The sequence below is a fragment of the Streptomyces sp. NPDC048258 genome, assembly GCF_043201995.1.
Taxonomy (GTDB): Bacteria; Actinomycetota; Actinomycetes; order Streptomycetales; family Streptomycetaceae; genus Streptomyces.
This window is the reverse complement of record NZ_JBICZH010000003.1, coordinates 83,875-104,311: the sequence shown is the minus strand read 5'-3', so window position 1 is coordinate 104,311 and position 20,437 is coordinate 83,875. Positions and strand designations below refer to the sequence as shown.

The following is a 20,437-nucleotide window of genomic DNA, read 5'->3' as shown; positions in this document are numbered from 1 at the left end:
CCCTCGCTAGAACAGGGGACATCACCCCCGCGCGAGGAGGCGCCCCCCATGTCCCAGAGCCGGTACCCGCACCTGCTGAGCCCCCTGGACCTCGGTTTCACCACCCTGCCGAACCGCGTGATCATGGGGTCGATGCACACCGGCCTCGAAGAGCACGAGGGCGGCTTCGAGCGCCTCGCCGCCTTCTACGCCGAGCGCGCCCGCGGCGGCGCCGGCCTGATCGTCACCGGCGGCATCGCCCCCAACGACGCCGGCCGCCCCTTCGAGGGCGGCTCCCGCCTCACCACCGAGGACGAGGCCGCCGAGCACCGGGTGATCACCGAGGCGGTGCACGCCGAGGGCGGGAAGATCGCGATGCAGATCCTCCACTTCGGCCGCTACGCCTACCACAAGGACCTGGTCGCCCCCAGCCCCCTCCAGGCCCCGATCAGCCCCTTCGTCCCCAACGAGCTCACCGACATCGAGGTCGAGCGGACGGTCGAGGACTTCGTCCGCGCCGCCCGCCTCGCCAAGCTCGCGGGCTACGACGGCGTCGAGATCATGGGCTCCGAGGGCTACCTGGTCAACGAGTTCATCGCCGCCGCGACCAACAAGCGCACCGACCGCTGGGGCGGCGCGTACGAGAACCGCGTCCGCTTCCCGCTGGAGATCGTCCGCCGCACCCGCGAGGCCGTCGGCGAGGACTTCATCCTGATCTACCGCCTCTCCATGCTGGACCTAATCCCCGGCGGCTCCACCCTCGACGAGGTCGTCCACCTCGCCAAGGAGATCGAGGCGGCCGGCGCCACCATCATCAACACCGGCATCGGCTGGCACGAGGCCCGCATCCCCACCATCGCGACCTCCGTCCCGCGCGGCGCCTACACCTGGGTCACCAAGCGGCTGATGGGCGCGGTCTCCGTCCCCCTCGTCACCAGCAACCGCATCAACACCCCCGAGATCGCCGAGGAGCTGCTCGCCGACGGGCGCGCCGACCTGGTCTCCCTCGCCCGCCCCTTCCTCGCCGACGCCGACTTCGTCGCCAAGGCCGCGGCCGGCCGCTCCGAGACCATCAACACCTGCATCGGCTGCAACCAGGCCTGCCTCGACCACACCTTCAGCGGCAAGATCACCAGCTGCCTGGTCAACCCTCGCGCCTGCCACGAGACCGAGCTGGTCCTCGCCCCCACCCGGCTCAAGAAGCGCGTCGCCGTCGTCGGCGCCGGCCCGGCCGGCCTGGCCTGCGCGGTCTCCGCCGCCGGACGCGGCCACGCCGTCACCCTCTTCGAGGCCTCCGGCCACATCGGCGGCCAGCTCGACATCGCCCGCCGCATCCCGGGCAAGGAGGAGTTCGAGGAGACCATCCGCTACTACGGCACCCAGCTCGCCGCCCACGCCATCGACGTCCGGCTGAACACCCGCGCCGACGTGGCGACCCTCCAGGGCTACGACGAGGTCGTCGTCGCCACCGGCGTCACCCCCCGCACCCCCGACATCGAGGGCGTGGACGGGGAGAACGTCGTCACCTACCTCGACGTGCTGCGCGACGGCGCCCCCGTCGGCGAGCGCGTCGCCGTCGTCGGCGCCGGCGGCATCGGCTTCGACGTCGCCGAGTTCCTCACCGACAGCGGCGAGGGTGCCTCCCAGGACCCCGAGGTGTACTTCCGCCACTGGGGCGTCGACACCGCGTACACCGGCCCCGGCGGGCTCGCCAAGCCCGAGCGCCCCGCGCCGCCGCGCCAGGTCCACCTGCTCCAGCGCAAGGAGACCAAGGTCGGCGCCGGTCTCGGCACCACCACCGGGTGGATCCACCGCGCGGAGCTCAAGCACCGCGGGGTGGTCTCCGTCGCGGGGGCGACGTACGACCGGATCGACGACGAGGGCCTGCACATCACCGTCGGCGGCGAGCAGCGCCTCGTACCCGCCGACACGGTGGTCCTGTGCACCGGCCAGGAGCCGCGCCGCGACCTGTACGAGGCGCTGCGCGCGGCCGGCGTCGAGGCGCACCTGATCGGCGGCGCCGACGTGGCCGCCGAACTCGACGCCAAGCGGGCCATCCGCCAGGGCACGGAGCTGGCCGCCACCCTCTGAACCCGCTCCGACATCGTCTGACCGAAAGGGATTGTGGCGGTCCCGCCAGACCGCCACAATCTCCCGGTGACGTTCTCACCCGCAGACGCAGACAAGGTCCTCGCCGACAACTTCGCCCCCTGGGTGCTCGCCCTCGGCCTCACCGTCCAGGAGACCGGCGACCGGCACGCCGTCCTGCGGCTGCCGTGGTCCGACACCCTGGCGCGCGACGGCGGCGGCCTCTCCGGACAGGCCCTGATGGCGGCCGCCGACACCGCCACCGTCATCGCGGTCTCCGCCGCGCGCGGGGCGTACGGGCCGATGACCACCGTTCAGCAGTCGACGAGCTTCCAGCGTCCGGTGACCGGCGCCGACGTGCTGATCCACGTACGGGTCACCAAGCTCGGCCGGCGGATGGCCTTCGCCGACATCACCATGACCCCCGAGGGCGCCGCCGAGCCGTCGGCCACGGCCTCCACCGTGTACGCCCTGCTCGGCTGAGCCCCTCAGCCACGGGCCGCGACCGGCAGCCGGACCACCAGCCGGGCCCCGCGCGCGGACTCCTCGGCGGTGAGGGTGCCGCCGTGGTGGGTGGTCAGGTCCCGGGCGATGGCGAGGCCGAGGCCTGCTCCGCCGTGGTCGCGGCTGCGGGCGTCGTCGAGCCGGGTGAAGCGCTCGAAGACCCGCTCCCGGTCGCCGGGCGGGATGCCGGGCCCGTCGTCGACGACCTCCAGCACGGCGGTCCGTCCGTGCGGTCCGCCGGTGGTGCGCAGCACGACGTCCACCCGCCCGACGGCGTACCGCTGGGCGTTGTCGAGCAGGTTGGTGACCACCCGGGTCAGCCACAGCTCGCTGCCCTCCACCTCGACCCCGGACGCCAGCTCGGTGCCTACGGGTACACGGTCTCCCAGGCGTGATCCCACCGCGCCGCCCACCACGGAGCCCAAGTCCAGCCGGACCGCCGCGACGGGCCGGGCGGCGTCGATGCGGGCGAGCAGCAGGAGGTCGGAGGCGAGCCGCTGAAGCCGTTCGATGTCCTCCAGCGCCCCGCTGATCAGCTCCGGCCACAGCTCCGGGTCCCGGACGGCCAGGGCCACCTCCAGCTGGGTGCGCAGCACGGTGATCGGGCTGCGCAGTTCGTGGGAGGCGTCGGCGATGAACTCGCGCTGGCGGTTCCCGGCGGACTCCAGCCGGTCCAGGGTGGTGTTCATCGTCTGCGCCAGCCGGGCGACCTCGTCGCGGGTGGGCGGTACGGGGACCCTGCGGTGCAGGTCCCGGTCGGTGATCTCGGCGACCTCGGCGCGGATCGCCTCGACCGGACCGAGCGCCCGCCCGGTGACCCGCCAGGTGACGAGGGCGACGGTGGCGAGCAGCAGCGGGCCGCCGACCGCCAGGGCGGCGGTGGTGGTGTCGTCGGCGGCGTCCACATCGCGCAGCGAGGTCCCCACGAAGACGGTGACCATGCCCTGCGGGGTGTCGGTGGTGACCTGGACGACCCGCTGGCGGTGCTCGCCGCCGAGCGTGCCGATCCGCCAGGTGTGGAAGGCCGTACCGGGCCGCAGGGGTTTGACGGGGGCGATCGAGGGAGCCGCGGCCAGGTTCGGGGTCGCGCGCAGTACCCGCCCGCGGGCGTTCACCACCTGGACGAAGTCGACGCCGTGCAGCGGCGGCCGCATCCGTTCGAGATCTCCGGTGGCCGCGAGCTGGGCGACGGTCTCGGCCTGCCGTGCGGCGTCGCGCTCGGCGTTGCGGAGCAGTTCGGCCTCCAGCAGCCCGAGCAGGGCGAAGGAGGCCAGGGCCAGGGCCGCCGCGACCACCACCACGGCGCCCACGGTGGCGCGGGCGCGGACGGTCGTGGGCCACAGCCGCCGCAGCGGCGGCCACCGCAGGACGCCGCGCGGACCTCGCCGACGGGCCGGGTGGGGAAGCCGGGTCTCAGCCACCGTCGGCCGCCAGGCGGTAGCCGGCACCGCGCACGGTCTCCAGGGCGGTGCGGCCGAACGGCGTGTCTATCTTGCGGCGTACGGCGCTGACGTGGACCTCGACCACGTTGGGATCCCCGGCGAAGGCGCTGTCCCACACCTGTTCCAGGATCTCCCGTTTGGGTATCACCTCGCCGGGGCGCCGGGCCAGGTACTCCAGGACCGCGAACTCCCGTGCGGTCAGCCGTATCTCGGTGTCGCCGCGGGCGCAGGAGTGCCGGGCGGGGTCCAGCGACAGGTCGCCGAACCGCATGGTCTGCGGGCCGCGCCGGCCCGTACGCCGCCCCAGGGCGCGCAGCCGGGCGACCAGGACGAGGTAGGAGAAGGGCTTGGACAGGAAGTCGTCGGCGCCGGTGTCCAGCGCCTCCGCCTCGTCGTACTCGCCGTCCTTCGCCGTGAGCATCAGGATGCCCGACTCGTTGCCGGCGGCGCGCAGCCGCGCGCACACCCGGTAGCCGTTCAGGCCGGGCAGCATGATGTCGAGCACGATCAGGTCGTAGTCGTGCTCGGTGGCCATCCACAGGCCCTGCGGCCCGTCGTGGGCCACGTCCACCGAGAACCCCTCCGATTGAAGTCCCCGCTGCAGGGCCACGGCCAGTCGCCGTTCGTCCTCCACCACCAGTACGCGCATGCCGACAGGGTCTCAGGCCCGGCCCGCGGTCGGCTGAAGAGGTCTTCAGGTGGCTTCAGGTGGGCTTCAGCATCCGCTCGGCATGCTCGGGAACGATCCGGGTGCGGTGCCCGGTTGTGCATGAGGAGTGCCGGTATGTCTGAGTCCGTCCCGCCGTCCGAGCAGCCCGAGAACGCCCCCGGACCCGGCGTTCGCAAGCGCGTGCCCCTGGGCCGCCTGGTGCCCAGGAGCAAGGGCGCCCGCTGGGCGGCGCTGGGCGCGGCCGCGGTCATCGTCGGCGGGGGAGCCGTGGCCGTGGCCGTGGCCGAGCACCACGACGACCGGGCGAGGGCGTTCGGGGGCCCGCACGCCGCGTGGGCCGGGCCGGGCCACGAGAGTGAGGGCAAGCGCGGCCCCGGTGATGCCGGTGAGAAGCGGGAGCGGATGCGCTTCGACATGAAGGGGCTGGGCCCGAAGGAACTCGGCGCCCTCAAGGAGCGCGGTGGCAAGGGCGGCGGCCACGGTGTCCCCGGCGCCCCCGGAGACTCCGCGAAGGCGGCGCCGCTGCCGCTGCCGTCGCTGGCCATCGGCCAGGCCGCCGAGAAGGCGGCCGGCGCGGTGGAGGGCGGCAAGGTCGAGAGCGTGCGCGTGGTCGCCCAGGAGGGCGGCGGCAGCGCGTGGCTGGCCGTGGTGATCGGACCGGACGGAGTGCGCCACGCGGTGACCGTGTCCGGCACCGACGGCACGGTCACCGGCAACACCACCCTCACCGCCCGCCGGTAGGGGCAGGCCGGCAGAATAATTGCAGGACACACCGGGATCGCGTCGCATAGCGTCCCGGTGTCGACGTCCTTTCCGTCGCACGCCACACACGCGCCGAGTGCGGAACGGGAGTTCGTTCAGATTGTCTGATCCGGGGGGCTTTACCCGCGAGCAGCGCCCGCTGGGGCGGAACAGGGACTTCAACGTCTTCTGGCTCGGCCAGGCGCTGTCCGTCCTCGGCGGGTCCATCTCGCTGCTCGCGCTTCCGCTGCTGGTCCTCGAAGCCACCGGGTCCGTCGTGCAGCTGGGCCTGATCACCGTCGTCTCCGGGGTCACCGCCATCGTCACGGGGCTGTTCGCCGGATACGTGGTGGACCGGGTGGACCGCCGACGGCTGATGATCGTCTGTGATCTGACACGGGCGGTGCTGCTCGGCGCCGTGCCGATCGTGTGGTGGGCCGGCGGGCCGCGGATCTGGCTGCTGTACGTACTGACCGCGCTGGCCACCGTACTGAAGATGCTGTTCGACGTGGCCTACGTGACGGCCGTGCCGAACCTGGTGCGGACGGAGGACCTCACCGCCGCCAACGGTCGGCTGATGGGCACCTTCGCGATCGGGACCCTCCTCGGGCCGGTCGCGGCCGGGTTCATCACGGCCGCGGTGGGCCCGGACTGGGCGCTGGGCGTGGACGGGGCGACCTTCCTCGTCTCCGCCGCCAGCCTGGGGTGGGTGAGGTTCCGGCGGCCCGCCGACCGCGGCGCGGACCCGGCGGGACCGCGGGCGGGGGTGCTGCGGGAAGTCTTCGTCGTGGGCTTCCGCTTCCTGTGGACGCACGTACTGCTGCGTCCGCTGACGGTGCTGCTCACCCTGCTGACCTTCGTCACCATGGGCGCCGTCGACCTGCTGATCTTCCACGTCCGCAGCGACCTGCACCGGGACGCCGCCACCGTCGGCTACGTGATCGCCGTCAGCGGGGTCGGCGTGGTCGCCGCGGCCCTCGGCGCCGGGAGGCTGCGCCGGATCCTCGGCTTCGGACCCTGCTGGCTCGCCTCCGTCGCGTTGACCGGCGTCGCGGTGGCGGGGATCGGCGTCAGCCGCAGTGTGCCGGTGATCGCCGTGCTGGCCGCCGTGTTCATGTTCGGGATGACCCTGGGCGGGGTGTCCAGCATGACCCTGCGCCAGGAGGTGACCCCCGACCACCTGCTCGGCCGGGTCACCTCCGCCTTCTGGACGGTGCACAACGCCTCGGGCCCGGTGGGCGCGGCCGTGCTCACGGTGCTGGCCGCCCGCCACGGGGTCGCGGTGGCCGGCCTGGCCGGCGGGGTCTTCTGCCTGCTGATCGTCGGCGTCGGGCTGCTGACGCCCCTGCGCGCCGCCCGCGGCGGCGCTGCCGGCACGGGCGGCGCGGTGCCCCGGGCCACCCGGAAGCCGAACGTGAGGTGCGACCCGGAGGGGCGTCTGGGATCGTGAAGGACAGGCCGGAGCAGCGAGGAGCGGACATGTCCGGACAGTTCGAGGCGAGCGTCGAGATCGACCGGCCGGTCGAGGAGGTCTTCGCCTACCTCGCCGACGGACGCAACGACCCCGAGTTCAGCCCGCGCGTCCAGGAGATCACCAAGACCCCCGACGGCCCCACCGCGCTCGGTACGGTCTTCCGCAGCACGGTCAAGGACGCCGGGATGAAGACCGGCCGCGAGTTCCGCATCGTCGGCTTCGACCCGCCGCACCGGATCCGCTGGACGGAGCAGAGCCGCAACCTGGTCACCGCGGAGGGCGGCTACGACCTCGAAGCCCTCCCCGGCGACCGCACCCGGGTCCGTATCTTCAACACCCTCGAAGGCCACGGCCTCGGCAAGCTGCTCGTCGGTTTCGCGGTGAGCGCGGCGCGCAAGGACGCCCCCGCCTTCGGCCGCCGGATCAAGGCGGCCGCGGAGGCGTCCCTCAGGCGGTAGCGGTCAGAACCGCGCCGGGCCGGACGGGAACGGCAGCGGCTTCGACGGGGTCGGGGACACCCGCCGCTCGGCAGCGGCCGGCGGGCTCTGGCAGGTCACGTCCTCGGCGGGCAGCCGGCCGGTCGCCAGGTACGTGTTGACCGGTCCGTTGACGCAGGAGGCGGGGTCGACGAGGTACACGGCGTGCCCCTCACCACCGGCCGCCAGCACCATCCGCGAGCCCTTCAGCGCCCGGTGCAGGCCCTGGCCGCTGGTGAGCGGGGTCTGCGAGTCCCACTCGTTCTGCACCGTCAGCACGTTGGCCTTCTTGTTCATCGGCGTGGCCGCCTCGGCCGGCCGGTTCCAGAAGGCGCACGGCTTGATGTTGGAGGCCATGTCCCCGTACAGCGGGTACTTCGCCTTGTCCCTCGCCGCGTCCCGCTCGTACTGCTCGGTGTAGCGGGGCCAGCTGCCCGTGTCCCCGCAGGCCACGGCCCAGAAGACGGAGATGCCGTTGTCCGACGCGGGTTCGGCCGCCCGGCCGCCCGAAAGCATCCGCTTCAGCTCCGCCGGGTCCGTGCCCGCGGGCTGCGGCTTGCCCTCGGCCGCGGCCTTGAGGGCCACGACCAGGGGAGTGGCCTGCGCCGGGTAGAAGAACGCCCCGCGCGCGGTGCGGATGAGGTCTCCGGTGACCTTCTGCCCCTCGAAGTCGAACGGCTCCCGGTCGGCGCGCTCCACCAGCGCCCAGAAGGTGTCGGACACCGCCTTCGGGGTGTCGCCGAGCCCGTACTGGGCCGAGCGCTCGGCCGCCCATCCCGTCCACCGCGCGTAGGCGGGCTCGGCCTCGGTCGCCCACACCTGGATCATGCCGCGCCAGATCCGCTGCGGGTCCACGCCGCTGTCCAGCACGAAGCGGTCGGTCCGCTCCGGGAACATCTGCGAGTACACCGCGCCGAGGTAGGTCCCGTACGAGTAGCCCAGGTACGAGATCTTCCGCTCGCCCAGCACCGCGCGGATCGCGTCCATGTCGCGCGCCGTGTTGCGGGTGGTGATGTACGGGAGCACGTCGCCGGCCTTCTCGCGGCACTTGTCCGCGACCGTACGCGCCCACGTCACGTCCGAGGCGAAGCTCTCGGGCCGGTACGGCCGTTCGAAGTTCTGCTCGGTGTCGGTCAGTCCGCAGCTGATCGGGCTGCTGGCACCGACGCCGCGCGGATCGAAGCCGACGAGGTCGAACTGGTCCCGTACGTCCTTGGGCATCAACTCGCCCACCATCAACGGGAGATCGAGCCCGGAACCGCCCGGACCGCCCGGGTTGAGGAGCATGACGCCGTGTCGCTTGGCGGGGTTCTCGCTCTTCACCCGGGATATCGCGAGGTCGATCGTGGGGCCTTGGGGGCGCTTGTAGTCGAGCGGGAGCTTCAGGGTGGCGCATTCGTACGAGGCCGGCCGGTCGTCGGCGCACCGGTGCCAGGCGGGCTTCTGCTTGAGATACTCCGCCTCCGGGGCGGCGGCGGCCTGGGTCGCGGCCAGCAAGGGCACGGTGGTGGCGATGAGACCCGCGGTGGCGAGCAGCGGTGCGAGGCGTTTCAGGCGCACGGTGGCCGTCCTAGCGTTCGGTGAAGTCGTTTACCCCCTCACCCTGTTGCACGCGCGGAGGAGGCGAATCATCCCGAAGGTCAGGCCTTGTGCGCCTCGCGAACGAGCCGATATCCGGACAACTGGCCGACACGCCGTAGGTGTTGTCCGTGGGGAGCACACCTGGTCAGTGGTGGCCGCTGTGCGCCGTGCCGATCTCGATGGTGCCCCCGATGTGGCCGCGCAGGGCGGCCAGCGCATCCTCCGACGGACCGGTGACCACCCAGCGGCTCCCCACCAGGTAGGTGCCGCCGTACATCCGCGACTCGGCCAGCCAGGAGCGCTGCCCCTCGTCGGCGGTGAACGTGGCGATGCGGTAGGCGCCCTGCCCGGTCTCGCAGCCGCCCTCGCGCAACTCGTCTGCCTGGACGTCGACATGGGCCGTGCAGCCGGCGGCCGCTGCGATCTCCTCGATCGACGCGGTCGGCGCTCCCGTCTCCTTCTCGGGGGTGATGTGGGTGACGTGCGCGCTGTGCGTCCCCTGCGCCGCCGGGCTTCCGCCGCAGCCCCCGGTCAGCAGCACGGCGCACACCGCGGCGGCGGCCGGCGCGAGGGCGCGGAGAACCCGGCGGTGCGGGCGGGCGGTCGACAGCGGCATGGCTTCTTCCTCACTGGATCACGGACTCATCGGCTCACTTGCTCAGGGACTCATCAGCTCACTTGCTCACCGGCCGACCGGGGCGCGGTCGTGGTGCCCGGGCGGGGGAGGCGCCCGGGCACCACGGGTCGTTGCGGGCCGCGGCTAGCTCGCCATCTTCGCCTTCTTTCCCTTGTCGGTCACGGCGAACCAGAGGCCCTGCTTGTTGTGCCCGAGGACATCGCCGGGCGCCTTGTCACCGGTGAACGTATAAACCGGCCAGCAGTCGATCGTCAATTGTTCCGAACCGTCGGGACGCTTCACCGAGCCGATCAGTTCGGCCGCAATTCCCGACACCTTCGTCTTGTCGACGGGCTTGGCGGGCTTCCAGGTGTCCAGGCAGGCATCGAGGCAACCGATTTTCATCGGCCAGGCACTGTCCTTGTCGAATCGGTACAGCGTCCGGCCCTCCCCGTCCGCAATGATGTCGCCGAGCATGACGTTCTTCGTGATGGACAGTTCTTCGCCCTGCTCCGGTGCCTTCTTCGCGGCGGCGGCCGGCTTTCCGTCGGCTCCCAGCACGTGCCAGGTGCCGCCGACGCCCTCACCGAGCGCGTCGCCCGCCTTGGCGTCCTTCGCGTAGCGGTACACCGGCCAGCCCGCGAGGGTCAGCTGCCGGGTGCCGTCGGCGCGGGCGACCGAGCCGAGCAGGCCCGTTTCGATCCCGGCGCCCGCCGTGGCGTCGTCCGCGGCCACGGGCGGCCACGCCGTGGCGCAGTCCCCCTCGCAGTTGGACTTGGGGGGCTTCGCGGTGTCCTTGTCGAACCGGTAGAGCGTGAAGCCCCCGCCGTCGGTGACCGCGCCGCCCACGTTCGGGACCTCCGCCACCTTCAGCTCCCCGGCAGGGCTGTTCTTCCCGGCCCCGCCCGCCGGGTTGGCGCCGGAACCGCTTCCGTACCCCGCGTCGGCTCCCGAATCCGCATCCGATCCGTACGAGCCGTCGGCGCCGTAGGCGGACCCGATCTTCTTGCTGTCACTCACCGGCTGCACCGAATTCCCCTTGCCCGGGGAATTATCGCCGAGGCCGCATCCGGCCGTAAGCAGCAGTACCGCGACCGCCGACCCGGCGAATATCTCACGACGCATCTTCACGATCTCTCCTTCAGGTTCGGTCCCGCGTTTCCGTTCTTCCCTCCGTAATTCATACGGGGCCCGGGGCGGGGAAAGCGGATGAGGGTTGGAATTTGTCAGATCGCGCCAAGGTTGAACCCGCGAGCGGTCCGCGGACGTGCAGCGCCTCATTCCTGGATGCGCAGCGCGAGGGCCGGGCAGCGCCGTACCGCGCGCAGCGCCTTCGGCCGCAGCCGGGCCGGCACCGGCATGGACGCCTTCGCCGGGTAGCCGTCCGCGTCGAGCCGTACGACCTCGGGAAGGACGTCCACGCACAGGCCGTGCCCCTTGCACAGGGTCCAGTCCACGACCAGCCGCTCCGGGCTCTCGTCCCGCGGCAGTGGCAGCGCTCCCAGCACCCGCCGGCCGCATCCGCCGCCCAGGGCGTGGTCGTGGAACTCGTCGGGGAAGGCGGCGAGCGCCGAGGCCACGAAGTGCGAGGTGCCGTCGGGATGGCTGCACGCACCACGCCCCCGGACCGCCGTCAGCCGTGCCTCCACCGTTTCCAGGGCGGCGCTGCCCCCTCCCCGGACGGCGTCGTCCAGTACGTCGGCGAGCGCGGGCAGCCCGCGTACGCAGGGCCCGCACTGGCCCGCCGTCTCCTTCGCCATCCACCGGGTCACCCGCGCCACTTCGCCGGCCGGGCAGGTGTCCTCCGGCAGCGGCAGCACCGCCCCAGCCCCCAGCACCGCGCCGAAGGACGCCAGGGACTGCCGGGACACCTGCGCGGAACGCGCGGACACCGGGTCCAGCCATCTGCCGTGGTAGCCGCCGACCAGGACACCCTGGCCGGGATCGGTACCGCACAGTTCCAGGACGTACGCCAGGGACGTGCCGGTCGGTGCCTCGACCACCGTGGACCCGGCGACGGTCAGCAGCACGGTGCCCGGCTCGGCCGGCAGGCCGGTACCGCGGTACTCCCGTGCGCCCAGCCGTGCGGCCAGGCCGAGTTGGGCGAAGGTCTCGGTGTTCGACAGCAGGGTGGGCACGCCGCCCAGGCCTCTCTCGCTGGTCCGCACCTTCTGCCCGGACGGCAGCGTGGCACCGCCGTTGAGCCCGCTGACCATGGCGGTCCCCTCCCCGGTCACGAAGCGCTCGGGAAGCCGCGTCACACGCACCCGGCGGCCGGCCGGGCCGCGTTCGGCGACGGCGTCCCGTACCGACTGCTCCACGTCCTCCCGGGTGACGGCCACCACGATGTCCTCGGCGCCGAGCGCGGCGGCGGCCAGCAGCGCCCCGTCGAGCACCAGATGCGGGGCGTGCAGCAGGAGGGCCTTGTCCTTGAGGCAACTCGGCTCGCCCTCACTGCCGTTGACGACGACGGCGGTGGGCGCGTCCCGCACCCGGGCCGACCGGGTGACCGCCCGCAGCTTCCGCGCGAACGGAAAGCCCGCTCCGCCGCGGCCCCGCAGGTCGATGTCCTCCGCGAGGGCGACGAGCTCGTCCGGACGGTACCGGGGCAGCGTGCCGTGCGCGGCCAGATGGGCCGCGCGGTCGAGCCGCGGGAGCTGATCGAGTCCCGCCAGCAGCCTGGGGGCGCCCACACAGCCGAGGCTGGGGCGCGGACTGCCGTTCACAGCCACCGCTCCGCGCCGGCGGGCTGTTCACCGTACAACTGCCGTCTCCCTCCGGCCCCGCCCGGTGTGGACGCGGCGTACGGCCGGGGGGCGGGCCGGGACAGCGGGGCCGGCCCCGCGGACACCAGCGGACGCGCCCCGCCCACCGCGCTCGGACGCGGGCCCGACCGCAGACGCGGACGTTGAGGCGGGCCCGGGACGGCGGCCGCCGGACGGGAACGCGCCTCCTGCGCCCGCGACTTGACGCGGAGCAGGAGGACGCCGGCGACACCGATCAGGCAGAGCGCGTAGGCCGCGGTCACCCAGACGCCGCCCGAGCGGCCCGACTTCAGCCCGTGCACGAGGGACGCGCCCCAGGCCGGATAGGCGCCGAAGTGCAGGGCCCGCCACCACAGCGAGCGGCTCTTGGTGGCGAAAACGCTGCGCACCGCGCCGGACACGGCGACGGACACGAAGAGGTAACCGGCGAGCGTGCCGAGTCCGATGAGGACCGGCCGGTCGCCGTCCGCGAACGGCAGGACCGCCGCGGCCGCCGACGCCTGCTGCTCGGCGACCTTGACCCAGATGTGCAGGGCCAGGAAGGACAGCCCGGCCACGGCCAGGCCACGGTGGGCGCCTTGGGCGAGCAGCCGGTGGCCCGGCCCGAGAAGCACCCGGTCGGTGGCCAGCAGCCCCCACAGGACGGTGGCGGTGAGCGAGACGAGCGAGAGCACGCCCGCCCCGAAATCGAGGAAGTCCCATACATGGGTCAGGGCGCCCGCGCGGGCCACCACGATGACGGAGACGACGGCCGCGGCGACGGCCGGGGCCGTCGCCGGATGACGACTCCTGCGGCGCGCCCGGTGCGAGCGGCGTATGTGCGGCTGGGGCAGGGGCATCCAGATCTCCTGTGCGCCTGGGCTCCGAGCACGTGTCACCTGGCGCTCGGCACCCGGGGGTTGTTGTCGGTCGAGCCCGGCAGCGCTGTGAATTCCTGCGCCGGCCGAGGAGCGTGGGGCCGGAGTGCAGAAGCATCGTGGAGCTGCACGGCGCCTCCACAGGATTTATCGAAACGTGATAATTTCTCGCACCGCGTCTACGGCGCATCGAACAAGCCCGGAAGATTCCCCTCCAGCGGAGGTTTCGACAGGCCACCGCACCGCCCGCCAGCTACGCGTCCCCAACGGCAAAATCACGGCAAAACCACGGGACCGTAGGTGGCCGGACCCCTCCAGGAGGGAGTACGAGGACCGCAACTCTCTTGCTTCGCAGGGCTGTTGGCGAGAGAGGCAACCTCGGCGGGCTTGTCGCTCAGCCACCGGACAGGCCTCACCCCGGCACGAACGAGGAAACGATGTGCGAACTTCTGAACCGCATCTGGTCCCGCCCCCGAGGCGAGTGGACCCGCGTCCTGCGCAGGGAACTCCCCGCGCTGGCCGGCGAGATAGTGGAGGAGCTTCTGCATGGAATTCCGGGATTTTCCACTCTTATCGATGACAACGATGCCATCGACGACGAATTGCTCAGACAGTGCGTGGAAGAGGCTCTTCTCACCGCTCTCGGCTACCGCGACACCCGCGCCGGCCACTCGGGCAAGGAACCGGAGCAGCACGAGGGCCGGCACCAGGGCCGGCAGCAGGAGCAACACGGCCAGCAGCCGGTCGACTTGGAACCCGGACCGGACGGAGGCGTGTGTGCGAGCGAGGAACAGCACGAGCGCGCGAGTGATGTCGGGGCGGAGGGCAGACAGCACGGCGGGCAGCGCGGCGGGCAGCACAGCGGTCCCCACGGCGGTCAGCCGGTCCGGCCCGGCGGCGACCGGGCGCGCCAGGACCTCTTCAAGGCGCTCACCGATGACCGGGCCCCCTCGGAGAGCTCCCTCGCCGAGCTCGCGGAGGCGGCCGGCTGGCCCCTCCCGGTGGCCGTACGGGCCATCGTGCCGGCCACGCCCGGGGAGGCCCAGCAGCTGGCGACCGTCCTGGACGACTCCCTCGCCGGCATGTTCGCGGGCCGCCCGTGCCTGCTGGTCCCGAGCCCCGATCCCGACACCCGGGCCCCGCTCGAACTCCCGCTGCGCGGCCGCTTCACAGCCGTCGGCCACGCGGTCCCGCTCCGGGACACCGCGTCCTCGCTGCGCTGGGCGCTGCGCCTGCTCGCGCTGACACCCACCCGCGCCGGTCTGGACGCCCGCGCGGTCTTCGTGGACGACCACCTCTCGACCCTGCTGCTCCTCCAGGACGAGCCGCTGGCCCACGCGCTGGCCGCCCGCTGGCTCCGGCCGCTGGCGGATCTGACCCCGCGCCAGAGCGAGCGGCTGGAGGTGACCCTGCTCGCCTGGCTGGAGGGCGGCGGCGCCCCCGAGGCGGCCAAGGCCCTGAGTGTGCATCCGCAGACCGTGCGGTACCGCATGCGGCAGCTGGAGAAGCTCTTCGGGCCCGGCCTGCGGGACCCCCGTACCCGGTTCGAACTGGAGATGGCCCTGCGCAGCCGCCGGCTGATGGCCCAGGTACGGCGTCAGCACTCGCGGGTGGGGCGCCGCACGGCACGCGTGGTCACGGCGGACTTCACGCCCGTGGTCGTCGGGCGGATGGCTCGCGTCAACGGCCTGTGAGCAGCCACGGCAGTCCGGCCCGGCCCCGTCCGCACGGGGGCCGGGCCGGTTGTACGGTCGCCGGGACGGACGTACCTACACGGCGGCGGGAGCGGCGGACACCGGCCCCCGCATCGTGGAGTTGAGATCCAGCAGCTCCTCGTACGCCCGGGCGCAGGGCTCGCACGCCGCCAGATGCCGGGCCAGGCCGCGGGGCTGGTGCGTACGGCTGCGCCGGACAGCCGAGCCGAGCATGTGGCTGTAGTGGTCGCACCGGGCGTCGGCCGCGGTGTCCAGATGGGCCAGGAGGAACGCCTCGCGCAGCCCCTCCCTGGCCCGGAAGGCCAGCGAGGTCACCGCGCTGGGGGTGATGCCCAGCAGCGCGGCGACCTCGTGGGGCGAGTCCTCCTCGACGAGCGTGTGCCACAGGACGGCCTGCCAGCGCGCTGGCAGCGTGTGGAAGGACCGGGCGATGAGCCTGCGGTCCTCACCGGCCAGCAGCCGGCGCTGCGGATCGCCGCCGGCGGGCGTCTGCTGGCACCAGGAGTCGAACTCCGCTGTCAGCAGGGTCCTTTCGGCACCGTCACTCCACTGCATGGCCGTGTGCCGGACGACGGCCAGTAAGTACGCGCGCCAGGGGCCGCGCGGCCCGGCGCCGGAGCGGACGGCCTGCAAGGTCCGCAGGAAGGCCTCCGATACGAGGTCCTCCGCGTCCTGCGGGGTGCGGCAGCAGGTGCGCGCGTACGCGAGGGCGGCCCGCCGGTGGCGCCGGTAGAGGAGATCGCACACGGCCGCGTCCGGGGCGCCCGAGCCCAAGCCCCCTCGGAGCCGCCGGGTGAGTTCCCCGTCGGAGGGCGGCGGCGCCTTGCCGCCGCCCGGGTGGTGCGGACCGTCCGCGGATTCACGAGAGCCGGACATGGAGCCGGACATGGCACTCCTCGTTGGGTCGGGACCCGGCTGGGCACAGGTGTGCGGTGTTGGCCCGAAGTCGGCTTCGGGCCAACACCTGTCCCGGGCGGGGCGCCGCGCGTGGGGAGGGAGCGCCTCGTCCGGGAGCTGGGGGAGAGGATCCGTGCGCGCGCGGCGTCAGCGGCAGGTGCGCCCGCCGTTGATGCAGCCCACCGCGTTGGCCATCAGCCGGTCCGGCATCACGTTGATGAAGTCGTCGTGGTCGGTCACCGGCTTGTGCAGCTGTTCGGGGAAGCTGTCCACGGCGAACCGGGCCCCCGGCGCGATCCCGTACGTGATCCGCTGCACCAGCTGCGGAATGGCGGTGAAGCCCTTCGGGCAGCGGCCGCTCTTGTCCGGGAAGGCCACGTGGGTGCGGTGGTTGGCGCTGTCGGTGTTCCGGCCGTCCCAGCAGCTCTGGAAGGTGAAGGTGCGCACCACGTCGCTGCCCTTGGGGCAGACCGGGTACTTGTCCTTCAACTGGCGGTTCTCGAAGCCCGTGCAGCTCCACGAGGCGTTGGCGTTCGCGTTGCCGTTGGCGAAGGCCTTGGCGTCGCCGGTGATGATGCGCAGGAAGCGGGGCATTGCCTTGACCTTGCCCACGGGACTGCCCTTGAAGGTGATCGTCACCTGCTTCGGCCGCAGGATCGTGCCGACGTTCGCGTCCTGGCCTCCGCCGGGTGCCTTCGCGTCCTTCTCGGCCTTGCCGTCGCGCAGCCGCAGCACCGGCCAGTAGTAGCTGGACAGGTCGCCGTTGCCGCAGGTGGTACCGGCCTTGGCGAGACTGTCGTTGGTGGAGAAGGCGTCGGTCGACTTGTTGCCCACGTAGTCGTGCATGTGGTGGGCGCCGTTGGAGACTCCGGGGGCGACGATCACGTTGTCGGGGTTGAAGTGGCCGTTCTCGTTGCGTCCGCACTGCGAGCTGAACGACCCCGTGGACGCTCCGGCCGACGCCCCGGGGTTGCGGACGTTCGGCCGGATCTTGGTGATGTCGACGAAGTCGCTCCGCGCCGGACCGCCCTTGCCGCCGATGCTCCGGGCGCCCGCGTCCGCCGATTGCGCGGCCGCGGCCGGCTCGGCCGCCGCGTCGTCCTGGGCGGAGGCCTGCTTCATCTCGCACCCGCTCAGGGACTTGAGCTCCTCGGGGCGGGCCGCGGAGCGGGCTATCGCGTCGGACATGCGGGTGATGGTCCCCTCGCGCTGCACCTTGAGCTCGCCGAGGAGGGCCTCGCCCCCGGCCTCTCCGGCGGCGAGGCGCCGGTAGGCGTCGGCCACCTGGACGTCCAGCTGGGCGAGGCTCTCGTCGACCTCGGTCCGGGCCTGGTCGGGTACGGCGGTGAGTTTGTCACCCACGTCGGGGCAGTCGATGGTGGCGACCACCTGCGCCGCGCGGTCGCCGGCCCGGGCGCCGTCCTGGCCGGCGTTCGCGTTGCCGGCCACGACGGCGACCCCGCCGCCGCCCAGTACCAGGGCGGAGACCACGGCCAGGAGCTTGTTCGACAAACGGGGGCGTTTATGGCCCTTTTCACTCATGCGATCACTTCACTTCACTTCGTCGGTCGGACATCGGACGGAGCAGGGGTCTTGTCGGTGACGGCGAGCGCGTCGAAGTCGACCAGCCCGCTGTCCTCGAGGACCGTGATGTGGTCCAGGACCGTGGTGTTGGCGGATGTGGCCAGGGCACGGACCTTGGAGTTCCTGGTCTGCGCCCGTATCTGGGCCACCAGCGCGAACACCTTTCCGTGCGCTCGGCGCAGCAGCTGGATGAACAGCCGTTCGTACTCGTCTCCCTGAGCTCGGGTCAGCTGGTCCAGCCATCCCCGCTGCTGCTCGGAGGGCTGGTTGGGCAGGTCGATCCCGAGGGCCTGGCCGGCCTGGATGACCTGCCGGTCCAGGTCGGCGTGGCCCTCGACCAGGTGCTCCCCGGCCGTCCGTATCGCCGGGCGCGTCCCGCGCTGCTGGGCCTGCCGCCCGGCGGGCAGCTCCCACAGGCCGGCGAGCCGTACCTTGCGCACGAAGTCCCGGTCCGCGGGGGTCAGCGGTCCGTACGCCGTACTCAGGATCCCGGCGCCGTCGTCCTCGCCGACGGGCTGCCCGGCCGCGGCCGCGGCCCGGCCGCCGAACTTGTCCACGGGGATCAGCAGCGCGATCAACGTGAGGGCGAGAGCGGTGATGACGAAGCCGGTTCCGACCGTGTATCTCGTGGCGACCGAATAGCTGCTGAGGGGTCGCCGCCGGAATGACAGCACAGTGCCTCCTTGGTCCGAGGCCGGGAGGGGTAGCGGGGCCGGAGGGTCCGCACGTGCCGTGCGGTGCACACCCGCATTCCCGGGGTGTCACGGGACGCTAGTGGCACGGGTGGTGCCCCGGCGGGAGGACCATCACTATTGGATAAACATCCGGGCAAGCCCCCGGAGGGCTGATATCTTGCCGCGCCCGCAGGTGTTCGCTTCGTAGGCCCCCCAAGCGGCGGCTTGCGGCGAAATTACCGAAAGCCGCCTTCGGTTGAGCGGTCCCTGACGGGATCGGCGGCAAGCACTCCCCAGAGCGTTCCTGTGAGTGAGCTGTACAGTTCCGCTGATCTGACGGCGGTAATCGGACAGCCGTCCACGTGAGGGGCGGTCCAGGGATGAGCGCGCGCAGTTCCGACAGCGGGCCGCAGCTGAGCGGCCGGAGCCGGGGCGGCGAGACCGGCGGGCGCCTGGCGGCCCTCGACGGAGTGCGGATCCTTGCCGCGCTCGCCGTGGTCTTCTACCACTACGTGGTGCTCGAGAGCGCCTGGGGCGAACCGACCGCGCGCGTCTTCCCGGTCGCCAGCAGGCTCGCCGTCTACGGTTGGCTGGGCGTCGAAGTGTTCTTCCTGGTCAGTGGCTTCGTCATCTGCATGAGCGCCTGGGGCCGCACCGTGGGGGACTTCGCGGTGTCCCGGGTCGCCCGGCTGTTCCCCGCCTACTGGACGGGCGTCGCCTTCACCTCCCTCGTCCTGTTCACCTGGCCGGAGGTGAGACCGGTCAAGGCGTTCAGTGACGTCGTGGTGAACCTCTCGATGCTCCAGGGCGGCGTCGGGGTCCCCCACATCGACGACGCCTACTGGACCCTCTTCGCCGAGCTCAAGTTCTACGTGCTCTTCTCGGCCGTCGTCATCCGCGGCGTGACCTACCGCAACTGCGTGCTCTTCTGCGGGCTCTGGACCGTCGCCGCCGTCGTGGCCCCCACCGCCGACAACGGTGTGCTGTCCTTCTTCGCGATCACGCCCTACTCGCCGTACTTCATCGCCGGCATCGCCTTCTACCTGATGCGCCGGTTCCGGCCGAGTGCCGTCACCTGGGCGATCGTCGGCGTCCAGTTCCTGCTCGCGCAGCACTACGTACACTCCCGCATGCTGTCCAGCCTCGGCCGGGGCGTCACCGAGCGGACACCGGCCTGGCCCGCGCACGTGATCATCACGCTCGGCTTCCTCGTCATGGCGGCCATGGCACTGGGCCTCTTCGACGGCATCCGGTGGCGCTGGCTGCCCCACGCGGGCGCGGTCACCTACCCGTTCTACCTGATCCACATGATGGCCGGGCTGACGATCATCCACCACTTCCGGGACCGGGTGGCGCCCGTCCCGCTGGTCCTCGGCGTGACCGCCTTCATGCTGGCGTTCGCGTGGATCATCCACCGGCTCGTCGAACGACCGCTGGGCCGCGTGCTGCGCGACAGCCTGCGCCGCGGAGTCCAGGACATCCGGTCGGGCACCCCCGTCCGGCCCGCTCTCTCCCGGCTCCCCGCACAGCCCTCCGCACCCGAGGCGGAACGCATCCCCTCCATCCGCTAGACCACGGTCTCCCGGACAGCCCACCCGTTCCCGCCCGCGGGAGGGGCTCCGCCGCCCCTCCCGCAGGCACTCCCCGGAGATCAGCCGACCGACGCCATCAGGGACGTACGGGCGCGGGCCACGCGGGAGCGGACGGTGCCGATCGGGCAGCCGATGGCCGTGGCCGCCTCGGCGTAGGGGAGGCCGAGGAGCTGGGTGAGCACGAAGGCCTCCCGGCGTTCGGACGGTATCGCCTCCAGCAGCTCCGCCAGGGCGATGCCGTCCTCGAAGCCGGGGACGCCGTACGGCTGGGCCTGCTCGGCGGCCGTCTGCCAGTCGTCCCGGTCCGAGAGTCTGGGCCGGGCGGCGGCGTGGCGCAGGCTGTCCACGACGGTGCGCCGGGCGATGGACAGGAGCCAGGTGCGTGCCGAGGAACGGCCTTCGAACCGGTGGAGCCCGGCGAGCGCCCGGAGGAACACGTCCTGGGTCAGGTCGTCGGCGGCCTGGGTGTCGGCACTGAGGTAGGCCACGTACCGCCAGACGTCGCGGTGGAGCGCGCGGACGAAGCGGTCGGCCTTCGCGGGATCTCCGTCGCGGGCGGCGAGTGCCAGTCGGGTCACGGCCTCGTCCGAGCCGGGCGTGTGCCGGGCCGGCCTTTCGCCGACGGGACGGTGCTGGGTGGTCAGGGCAGGAGTCATCGCCACAGGTCCTTACGGGCAAGGGGTGTCCGGCGCCGCCCGAAGCGGGGCCGGTGAGGGGGGTACGGCCTGCCGGAGGGCATGGCCGATGCCCGAGGCGCGAGGCGCGTGCGGAACGCAGCCGCC

At 72.5% G+C, this 20,437-nt stretch carries 18 protein-coding genes; 7 read left to right on the top strand and 11 right to left on the bottom strand.

The window, feature by feature from the left end:
• The first annotated feature begins 48 nt into the window (after positions 1–48).
• Both ACGFYQ_RS07860 and ACGFYQ_RS07855 read left to right on the top strand, forming a co-directional pair.
• Positions 49–2,070: an FAD-dependent oxidoreductase gene (locus ACGFYQ_RS07860; RefSeq protein WP_393741110.1), complete on the top strand. Its 2,022-nt coding sequence runs from the start codon at positions 49–51 to the stop codon at positions 2,068–2,070.
• A 66-nt stretch (positions 2,071–2,136) separates the two neighbouring features.
• A complete protein-coding gene (locus ACGFYQ_RS07855) occupies positions 2,137–2,550 on the top strand; it encodes a PaaI family thioesterase (protein ID WP_393741108.1) in 414 nt (137 codons plus the stop codon).
• A gap of 5 nt (positions 2,551–2,555) precedes the next feature.
• Here ACGFYQ_RS07855 and ACGFYQ_RS07850 read toward each other — a convergent pair whose 3' ends face one another.
• Entirely contained in the window at positions 2,556–3,923 is a 1,368-nt protein-coding gene (locus tag ACGFYQ_RS07850; RefSeq protein WP_393742109.1) for a sensor histidine kinase, read from the bottom strand.
• A 61-nt stretch (positions 3,924–3,984) separates the two neighbouring features.
• The gene (locus tag ACGFYQ_RS07845; RefSeq protein WP_393741106.1) at positions 3,985–4,662 is read right to left on the bottom strand and encodes a response regulator transcription factor; all 678 of its coding nucleotides are present in this window, start codon (positions 4,660–4,662) and stop codon (positions 3,985–3,987) included.
• Positions 4,663–4,797: 135 nt separating this feature from the next.
• Between ACGFYQ_RS07845 and ACGFYQ_RS07840 the strand changes: the two genes are divergently transcribed.
• From ACGFYQ_RS07840 to ACGFYQ_RS07830, 3 genes are all read left to right on the top strand, one after another.
• Positions 4,798–5,424, top strand: coding sequence for a hypothetical protein (locus ACGFYQ_RS07840; RefSeq protein WP_393741104.1), 627 nt, complete (start codon positions 4,798–4,800; stop codon positions 5,422–5,424).
• 121 nt (positions 5,425–5,545) lie between these two features.
• Positions 5,546–6,874, top strand: coding sequence for an MFS transporter (locus ACGFYQ_RS07835; RefSeq protein ID WP_393741102.1), 1,329 nt, complete (start codon positions 5,546–5,548; stop codon positions 6,872–6,874).
• A 29-nt stretch (positions 6,875–6,903) separates the two neighbouring features.
• Positions 6,904–7,356 carry an SRPBCC family protein gene (locus tag ACGFYQ_RS07830; RefSeq protein ID WP_393741100.1) on the top strand — a complete coding sequence of 151 codons (453 nt, stop codon included), beginning with the start codon at positions 6,904–6,906 and terminating at the stop codon, positions 7,354–7,356.
• A 3-nt stretch (positions 7,357–7,359) separates the two neighbouring features.
• Here the strand turns inward: ACGFYQ_RS07830 and ACGFYQ_RS07825 are convergent, their stop codons facing one another.
• From ACGFYQ_RS07825 to ACGFYQ_RS07805, 5 genes are all read right to left on the bottom strand, one after another.
• On the bottom strand, positions 7,360–8,934 hold the full coding sequence (locus ACGFYQ_RS07825; RefSeq protein WP_393741098.1) for an alpha/beta fold hydrolase: 1,575 nt from the start codon (positions 8,932–8,934) through the stop codon (positions 7,360–7,362).
• A gap of 166 nt (positions 8,935–9,100) precedes the next feature.
• Positions 9,101–9,571 (bottom strand): hypothetical protein, encoded by a 471-nt coding sequence (locus ACGFYQ_RS07820; RefSeq protein WP_393741096.1) that lies wholly within the window; start codon positions 9,569–9,571, stop codon positions 9,101–9,103.
• A 144-nt stretch (positions 9,572–9,715) separates the two neighbouring features.
• Complete coding sequence (locus tag ACGFYQ_RS07815) at positions 9,716–10,696, bottom strand: SCO0930 family lipoprotein (RefSeq protein WP_393742107.1); 981 nt, start codon at positions 10,694–10,696, stop codon at positions 9,716–9,718.
• A gap of 152 nt (positions 10,697–10,848) precedes the next feature.
• Positions 10,849–12,264, bottom strand: a complete 1,416-nt coding sequence (locus ACGFYQ_RS07810; protein ID WP_393741094.1) for an NADH-ubiquinone oxidoreductase-F iron-sulfur binding region domain-containing protein — start codon at positions 12,262–12,264, stop codon at positions 10,849–10,851.
• Between the two features lie 29 nt (positions 12,265–12,293).
• Complete coding sequence (locus ACGFYQ_RS07805; protein ID WP_393741092.1) at positions 12,294–13,175, bottom strand: hypothetical protein; 882 nt, start codon at positions 13,173–13,175, stop codon at positions 12,294–12,296.
• Positions 13,176–13,630: 455 nt separating this feature from the next.
• Between ACGFYQ_RS07805 and ACGFYQ_RS07800 the strand changes: the two genes are divergently transcribed.
• Positions 13,631–14,887 carry a PucR family transcriptional regulator gene (locus tag ACGFYQ_RS07800; protein WP_393741090.1) on the top strand — a complete coding sequence of 419 codons (1,257 nt, stop codon included), beginning with the start codon at positions 13,631–13,633 and terminating at the stop codon, positions 14,885–14,887.
• 75 nt (positions 14,888–14,962) lie between these two features.
• On the opposite strand, the gene ACGFYQ_RS07795 is transcribed toward ACGFYQ_RS07800, so the two are convergent.
• The 3 genes from ACGFYQ_RS07795 to ACGFYQ_RS07785 all read right to left on the bottom strand — a co-directional run bounded on the left by ACGFYQ_RS07795 (position 14,963) and on the right by ACGFYQ_RS07785 (position 18,063).
• On the bottom strand, positions 14,963–15,796 hold the full coding sequence (locus tag ACGFYQ_RS07795; protein WP_393741088.1) for an RNA polymerase sigma factor: 834 nt from the start codon (positions 15,794–15,796) through the stop codon (positions 14,963–14,965).
• A gap of 156 nt (positions 15,797–15,952) precedes the next feature.
• Positions 15,953–17,347: a DUF1996 domain-containing protein gene (locus ACGFYQ_RS07790; RefSeq protein ID WP_393741086.1), complete on the bottom strand. Its 1,395-nt coding sequence runs from the start codon at positions 17,345–17,347 to the stop codon at positions 15,953–15,955.
• A gap of 14 nt (positions 17,348–17,361) precedes the next feature.
• The gene (locus ACGFYQ_RS07785; RefSeq protein WP_393741084.1) at positions 17,362–18,063 is read right to left on the bottom strand and encodes a DUF4142 domain-containing protein; all 702 of its coding nucleotides are present in this window, start codon (positions 18,061–18,063) and stop codon (positions 17,362–17,364) included.
• 380 nt (positions 18,064–18,443) lie between these two features.
• On the opposite strand from ACGFYQ_RS07785, the gene ACGFYQ_RS07780 reads away from it, so the two are divergent.
• Positions 18,444–19,634: an acyltransferase family protein gene (locus ACGFYQ_RS07780; RefSeq protein ID WP_393741082.1), complete on the top strand. Its 1,191-nt coding sequence runs from the start codon at positions 18,444–18,446 to the stop codon at positions 19,632–19,634.
• Positions 19,635–19,714: 80 nt separating this feature from the next.
• On the opposite strand, the gene ACGFYQ_RS07775 is transcribed toward ACGFYQ_RS07780, so the two are convergent.
• Positions 19,715–20,311: a sigma-70 family RNA polymerase sigma factor gene (locus tag ACGFYQ_RS07775; protein ID WP_393741080.1), complete on the bottom strand. Its 597-nt coding sequence runs from the start codon at positions 20,309–20,311 to the stop codon at positions 19,715–19,717.
• Between the last annotated feature and the right edge of the window lie 126 nt (positions 20,312–20,437).

Excerpts from the sequence above, each read along its gene's own strand:
- ACGFYQ_RS07815 (WP_393742107.1), bottom strand. The coding sequence starts at position 10,696 with ATGCGTCGTGAGATATTCGCCGGGTCGGCGGTCGCGGTACTGCTGCTT.
- ACGFYQ_RS07795 (WP_393741088.1), bottom strand. The coding sequence starts at position 15,796 with ATGTCCGGCTCCATGTCCGGCTCTCGTGAATCCGCGGACGGTCCGCAC.
- ACGFYQ_RS07790 (WP_393741086.1), bottom strand. The coding sequence starts at position 17,347 with ATGAGTGAAAAGGGCCATAAACGCCCCCGTTTGTCGAACAAGCTCCTG.
- ACGFYQ_RS07830 (WP_393741100.1), top strand. The coding sequence starts at position 6,904 with ATGTCCGGACAGTTCGAGGCGAGCGTCGAGATCGACCGGCCGGTCGAG.
- ACGFYQ_RS07800 (WP_393741090.1), top strand. The coding sequence starts at position 13,631 with ATGTGCGAACTTCTGAACCGCATCTGGTCCCGCCCCCGAGGCGAGTGG.
- ACGFYQ_RS07780 (WP_393741082.1), top strand. The coding sequence starts at position 18,444 with ATGAGCGCGCGCAGTTCCGACAGCGGGCCGCAGCTGAGCGGCCGGAGC.
- ACGFYQ_RS07860 (WP_393741110.1), top strand. The coding sequence starts at position 49 with ATGTCCCAGAGCCGGTACCCGCACCTGCTGAGCCCCCTGGACCTCGGT.
- ACGFYQ_RS07805 (WP_393741092.1), bottom strand. The coding sequence starts at position 13,175 with ATGCCCCTGCCCCAGCCGCACATACGCCGCTCGCACCGGGCGCGCCGC.
- ACGFYQ_RS07845 (WP_393741106.1), bottom strand. The coding sequence starts at position 4,662 with ATGCGCGTACTGGTGGTGGAGGACGAACGGCGACTGGCCGTGGCCCTG.
- ACGFYQ_RS07820 (WP_393741096.1), bottom strand. The coding sequence starts at position 9,571 with ATGCCGCTGTCGACCGCCCGCCCGCACCGCCGGGTTCTCCGCGCCCTC.
- ACGFYQ_RS07840 (WP_393741104.1), top strand. The coding sequence starts at position 4,798 with ATGTCTGAGTCCGTCCCGCCGTCCGAGCAGCCCGAGAACGCCCCCGGA.
- ACGFYQ_RS07775 (WP_393741080.1), bottom strand. The coding sequence starts at position 20,311 with ATGACTCCTGCCCTGACCACCCAGCACCGTCCCGTCGGCGAAAGGCCG.